This is a genomic window from Methylophaga sp. UBA1464, assembly GCF_002325665.1.
Taxonomy (GTDB): Bacteria; Pseudomonadota; Gammaproteobacteria; order Nitrosococcales; family Methylophagaceae; genus Methylophaga.
On sequence record NZ_DCSO01000032.1, the window covers coordinates 1 to 5721 of the forward strand.

The following is a 5721-nucleotide window of genomic DNA, read 5'->3' on the forward strand; positions in this document are numbered from 1 at the left end:
TGGGACGGGCGCTACAAAGGGCTAAACGGGTCACAATACGCTCGATATCACCCAACGGTTTTAACAGGGTTTGAGCGAAAGCAATGACATCTGCTTCAATAAGATTGCCAATTGCCTCCTGACGTTGCTGCAAAATCGTTAAATCGCGTTTGGGTTGCAATAACCAACGCCGAAGCAAGCGTGTTCCCATCGGAGTAACAGTGTTATCGAGTACTGATAACAAGGTATTTTCACGACCACCTGACAGATTCTGTTCCAGTTCCAGATTCCGTCTGGACTGCGGATCAATACGAATGCTATTAACGGGTGTTTCCACACTGATTTTGCGTAATTGCGGCAGTGCTGTCCGATGCGTTTGCTGAGCATAATTCAGTAAACAGCCTGCTGCCATAATGGCCAGCGGCAGCTCCTCACAGCCAAACCCTTTCAGGTCTGTGGTTCCAAAATGCTCACATAAACGGCGACGAGCCGCGTCCAGACCAAAATGCCATTCCGGGACAAACCGCAGTAGTTTGTTATAGCTATTAAATGATTCGCCATGACTGTCATCAATCAAAATTTCTGCGGGTTGCAGTCTGGCTAAATCTGCAAGCAGATCATTTAATGACTCATGCTGACAAACTTCAAAACGACCACTGCTGATTTCAGCGACGGCTAATCCGTATTGATCCTTTTGCCGGGCTATCGCCACCAGTAAATTGTCTTGTTTGCTGTCGAGTAAGGCTTCATCGGTTAACGTACCGGGTGTCAACACCCTGACTACCTTACGTTCAACCGGACCTTTACTCGTTGCAGGGTCACCAATCTGCTCGCAAATGGCCACTGGCACACCCGACTTAAGTAATCTGGCCAGATAGCCTTCAGCAGCATGATAAGGCACACCCGCCATTGGAATGGGAGCACCGTTACTATTACCGCGGGCAGTCAGCGTGATATCGAGGAGCTCAGCAGCCTTATGTGCATCATCGAAAAACAACTCATAAAAGTCGCCCATTCGATAAAACAATAATAATTCCGGATGTTCAGCCTTGATCCGCAGATATTGCTGCATCATTGGCGTATGATTGGTTTTTTCGGTCATTTTTATAGTTTAGCGTATGCAAGATTATTCTGACGCAACACTTTATCAGCTTACCCAGCAACTGGCACAGGCGCTTCAATCAAAAGGCCTGCGATTAGTCACCGCCGAGTCGTGTACCGGTGGCTGGCTGGCAAAATGTTGTACCGATTTACCGGGAAGCTCTGCCTGGTTTGAAGGTGGCATCGTCAGCTACAGCAATCAAATCAAACAGCAACATCTTGATGTACAGCTCAGTACGCTTGAAAAATATGGTGCTGTCAGTGAGCAAACCGTGATTGAAATGGCCTCTGGTGCCATCCAAAATTTCTATACCGATATATCTGTAGCAATAAGCGGAATTGCTGGCCCCGATGGCGGTTCAGAGGAAAAACCTGTTGGAACCGTCTGTTTTGCCTGGGCCGATAAACAAAGTGTGTTTTGTAATACCTTTTATCTGCGCGGCAATCGCGAATTCATTCGCCGCCAGGCCGTATTTATCGCACTTGATGGTTTGGTGAAAAAATTAGCTTCCACCGAATATTACGCCTGAGCTCAAATACAAAATTAATATCCACTAAATGCCTGTTTGAAACCGCAATCGACGCTGGTGAGACATGGCTATCTGTGTGATAATCCATAGTTTTCTGATATCAGCTAAAGGGCACACCAAATGGATGAAAACAAGAAGAAAGCGCTTGGCGCCGCCTTAGGTCAAATCGAAAAACAATTTGGCAAAGGTGCCGTAATGCGTTTGGGCGACGGAACGGCCCACCGTGATATCGATGCGGTTTCAACAGGCTCAATTGGGCTAGACGTTGCCCTGGGTATCGGCGGTTTACCACGTGGTCGTGTCGTTGAGATCTACGGCCCGGAATCTTCCGGTAAAACCACGCTGACGCTGCACGCCATTGCCGAAATGCAAAAACTGGGGGGCACCGCTGCATTTGTCGATGCCGAACATGCGCTTGATCCCCTTTATGCTGAAAAACTGGGCGTCAATATCGATGATCTGCTGGTCTCTCAACCTGACACTGGTGAGCAGGCGCTGGAAATCACCGATATGCTGGTCCGTTCTGGTGCCGTTGATATTGTCGTGGTCGATTCAGTTGCCGCATTGACGCCTAAAGCTGAAATCGAAGGTGATATGGGTGACAGTCACATGGGGCTTCAAGCCCGTTTGATGTCTCAGGCTTTACGTAAACTGACGGCCAATATCAAACGTTCCAACACACTGGTTATCTTCATCAACCAAATCCGCATGAAAATCGGCGTTATGTTTGGTAATCCTGAAACAACTACCGGTGGTAATGCGCTTAAGTTCTATGCTTCAGTCCGACTGGATATTCGCCGGATTGGCGCGATCAAAAAAGGCGATGAAATTCTGGGCAACGAAACCCGTGTGAAAGTCGTAAAAAATAAAGTCGCTCCGCCGTTCAAGCAAGTCGAATTCGATATTCTCTATGGTGAAGGCATCTCTCGCGAAGGCGAATTGATTGATTTGGGTGTCAGCGAAAATATCGTCGAAAAATCCGGCGCATGGTACAGCTATGACGGCAATCGAATTGGTCAGGGTAAAGACAATGTACGTATTTACCTGAAAGAACATCCGGAAATGGCGAAGGATATCGAAGCGAAAATTCGTGCTGTGATGATGCCAAAGAACATCAAGGTAAGCGCTGAAACCCCTGTGGATGATGAAATCGACGCGTGAAATCCCGCTCTGCAACCGAACAGGCCATTGGTTATTTAGCCAGACGGGAACATAGCGCCGCCGAATTACAGCAAAAACTTCAACAAGCCGGTCATGAAACAGATAAAATTCATGCCGCTTTAGAAAAGCTGCAACAAAGTGGCTTGCAGGATGATCAACGTTTTGCCGAAGCGTTTATCCGATCCCGTGCCCTACGGGGCTATGGTGAGTTGCGAATTCGGCAGGAAATGAAACAAAAAGGTGTGGCGGATGAACTGATTAACTCCACCATACAACAGGCAGAAACTGATTGGTTTGCGCTTGCCATCGAAGTTCGGTGCAAGCGTTTTGGCGAGCAGAGTCCCGATGATTATAAAGACCGTGCCAAGCAGATGCGGTTTTTACAATATCGGGGCTTTACTCATGAACAAATAACGGAAAGTTTTGAACTGAACTAATGAAAACGAGCGCTGATATACGCAAATTATTTCTGGACTTCTTTGCTGACAAAGGTCACGAAGTCGTTTCCAGTAGCCCATTAATTCCGGCCAATGACCCGACATTGTTGTTTACCAATGCCGGCATGGTTCAGTTTAAAGAAGTCTTTCTCGGTCAGGAAACCCGAAAGTACACGCGCGCGACAACAACTCAGCGCTGCGTACGTGCCGGTGGTAAACACAACGATCTTGAAAATGTCGGTTATACCGCCCGCCACCATACATTCTTTGAAATGCTCGGCAACTTCAGTTTCGGTGATTATTTCAAGCGTGAAGCGATTCGATACGCCTGGGAATTTCTGACTGAAACATTACAGCTGCCAGCAGATAAACTATGGATCACGGTATTTGAGGAAGATGATGAAGCCGCTGATATCTGGTTAAACGAAATTGGTGTCGATGCTTCACGCTTCTCCCGTATCGGTGCTAAAGATAATTTCTGGTCAATGGGTGACACTGGTCCATGTGGCCCCTGCTCAGAAATATTCTATGACCACGGCCCGGAAGTAGCTGGCGGCCCTCCTGGTACACCGGAAGAAGATGGCGATCGTTATATCGAGATCTGGAATCTGGTCTTTATGCAGTTTGACCGTTCTGCTGATGGCACGCTGACTCCCCTGCCTAAACCGTCGGTGGATACCGGCATGGGTCTGGAACGTTTAGCCGCGGTGCTCCAGCATAAACATAATAATTACGACATTGACCTGTTCCAGAATCTGATCAAAGCGATTCAAAAGCTGTCGGGAACCACTGATTCCAGCAACACCTCGTTACGCGTTATCGCTGACCATATTCGTTCCTGTGCCTTTATGATCACCGATGGCGTGCAACCATCTAATGAAGGTCGTGGTTATGTGTTGCGCCGTATTATTCGTCGCGCCATTCGGCATGGACATAAGCTTGGGTTAAAAGAAGCATTCTTCTACAAACTTGTTCAGCCATTGGTCGATGAAATGGGCGAAGCCTTCCCCGAACTTTCCAAGGCACAGGCGATTGTTGAACAGGCTTTGCAAATTGAAGAAGAACGCTTTGCCGATACATTGGATAATGGATTGAAAATTCTGGATCACGCGATTGACGAAATGGCGGATAAAGAAATTCCTGGTGAAACCATTTTCCTGTTGTATGACACCTACGGCTTCCCGATTGATTTAACCGCCGATATCGCCCGTGAACGCGGTTTGACGATTGATGTGGCAGGTTTTGAACGTCACATGGAAGCACAACGTAATCGTGCACGCAGTGCCAGTCAATTTGGTGGTGGTTTATCCGAAACACTGATTATTGATGGCGAAACCGTTTTTTGTGGTTATGACCATGTGCGTAATGAAGGTGTTATAACTGCTCTGCTCGTTGATGGCGAAAATGTCGATAAACTGCATGCCGGGCAGCAAGGCATTATCGTTCTGGACCACACGCCTTTTTATGCCGAATCCGGTGGTCAGGTGGGCGATCAAGGCGAAATCAACACGGCTGGTGCGCACTTCATTGTTAAAGACACACGCAAACAGGGCAAAGCCTTTACACATATTGGTGAATGTAAGGATGGTACCTTTGAAGTAGGTCAGCCGGTGATTGCCCACGTAGATGAATATAACCGTCAGGCAACAGCACTTAACCACTCTGCCACGCATCTGCTACATGCTGCTTTGCGTAAAATTCTCGGTGAACATGTCACGCAAAAAGGTTCGTTGGTCGATTCACAACGACTGCGTTTCGATTTTTCACATTTTGAACCGGTTTCGGCTGAACAATTACGTGAAATAGAACGGCTGGTTAATCAGCACATCCGCGTAAACCACACGGTTGAAACGCGCCTTATGCCAATTGAAAAGGCTCGTAAAAGTGGAGCAATGGCATTGTTCGGCGAAAAGTATGATGATGAAGTTCGGGTACTGAGCATGGGTGAATTTTCGGTTGAACTTTGCGGTGGCACACATGTTGGTCACACGGGTGATATTGGTCTGTTGAAAATCACCAATGAAACCGGTATCGCTTCAGGGGTTCGTCGTATTGAAGCTGTCACCGGTGAAGCGGCACTGAACTATATTGAACAGTCTGAAAACCGTCTCAACCGGCTAACTGATTTGGTCAAAGCCAAACCAGAGAATGTCGAAGAGAAAACGCAGCAACTGGTGCAACGCACTCGTCAACTGGAAAAAGAACTGGAATCCCTCAAATCAAAACTGGCCAGCAGTGCCGGTTCGGATTTAGCTGCTTCAGCAACGGAGATTGGTTCTATCAAAGTGCTCGCTGCCAATCTCGAAGGCGCCGACGTTAAAAGTCTGCGTGAAGCCGTTGATCAACTTAAAAATAAACTGGGTAGCGCCGCCATTATTCTGGCTGCGGTAGAAGGTGAGAAAATCACCTTGATTGCCGGTGTCACGAAAGATGTGACCGATAAAATTCGTGCTGGTGATCTGGTATCACATGTCGCCGCACAAGTCGGTGGTAAAGGTGGCGGCCGACCAGAT

4 protein-coding genes and 1 pseudogene are annotated in these 5721 nt (G+C 47.6%); 4 read left to right on the forward strand and 1 reads right to left on the reverse strand.

Annotation, left to right across the window (positions count from 1 at the left end):
* A pseudogene (locus B3O33_RS03365) lies at positions 1-1081 on the reverse strand (DNA mismatch repair protein MutS); the annotation flags it as partial.
* 16 nt (positions 1082-1097) lie between these two features.
* On the opposite strand from B3O33_RS03365, the gene B3O33_RS03370 reads away from it, so the two are divergent.
* The 4 genes from B3O33_RS03370 to alaS form a co-directional block, all read left to right on the forward strand.
* Positions 1098-1610 (forward strand): CinA family protein, encoded by a 513-nt coding sequence (locus tag B3O33_RS03370; RefSeq protein ID WP_292359871.1) that lies wholly within the window; start codon positions 1098-1100, stop codon positions 1608-1610.
* A gap of 120 nt (positions 1611-1730) precedes the next feature.
* Complete coding sequence (gene recA, locus B3O33_RS03375) at positions 1731-2771, forward strand: recombinase RecA (protein ID WP_292359873.1); 1041 nt, start codon at positions 1731-1733, stop codon at positions 2769-2771.
* Positions 2768-3208, forward strand: coding sequence for a recombination regulator RecX (gene recX / locus B3O33_RS03380; protein ID WP_292359875.1), 441 nt, complete (start codon positions 2768-2770; stop codon positions 3206-3208). The genes recA and recX overlap by 4 nt, the downstream gene beginning before the upstream one ends.
* A partial coding sequence (alaS, locus tag B3O33_RS03385) for an alanine--tRNA ligase (protein ID WP_292362930.1) occupies positions 3208-5721 on the forward strand: 2514 nt, incomplete at its 3' end. The genes recX and alaS, both read left to right, overlap by 1 nt.

Excerpts from the sequence above, each read along its gene's own strand:
- B3O33_RS03370 (WP_292359871.1), top strand. The coding sequence starts at position 1,098 with ATGCAAGATTATTCTGACGCAACACTTTATCAGCTTACCCAGCAACTG.
- recA (WP_292359873.1), top strand. The coding sequence starts at position 1,731 with ATGGATGAAAACAAGAAGAAAGCGCTTGGCGCCGCCTTAGGTCAAATC.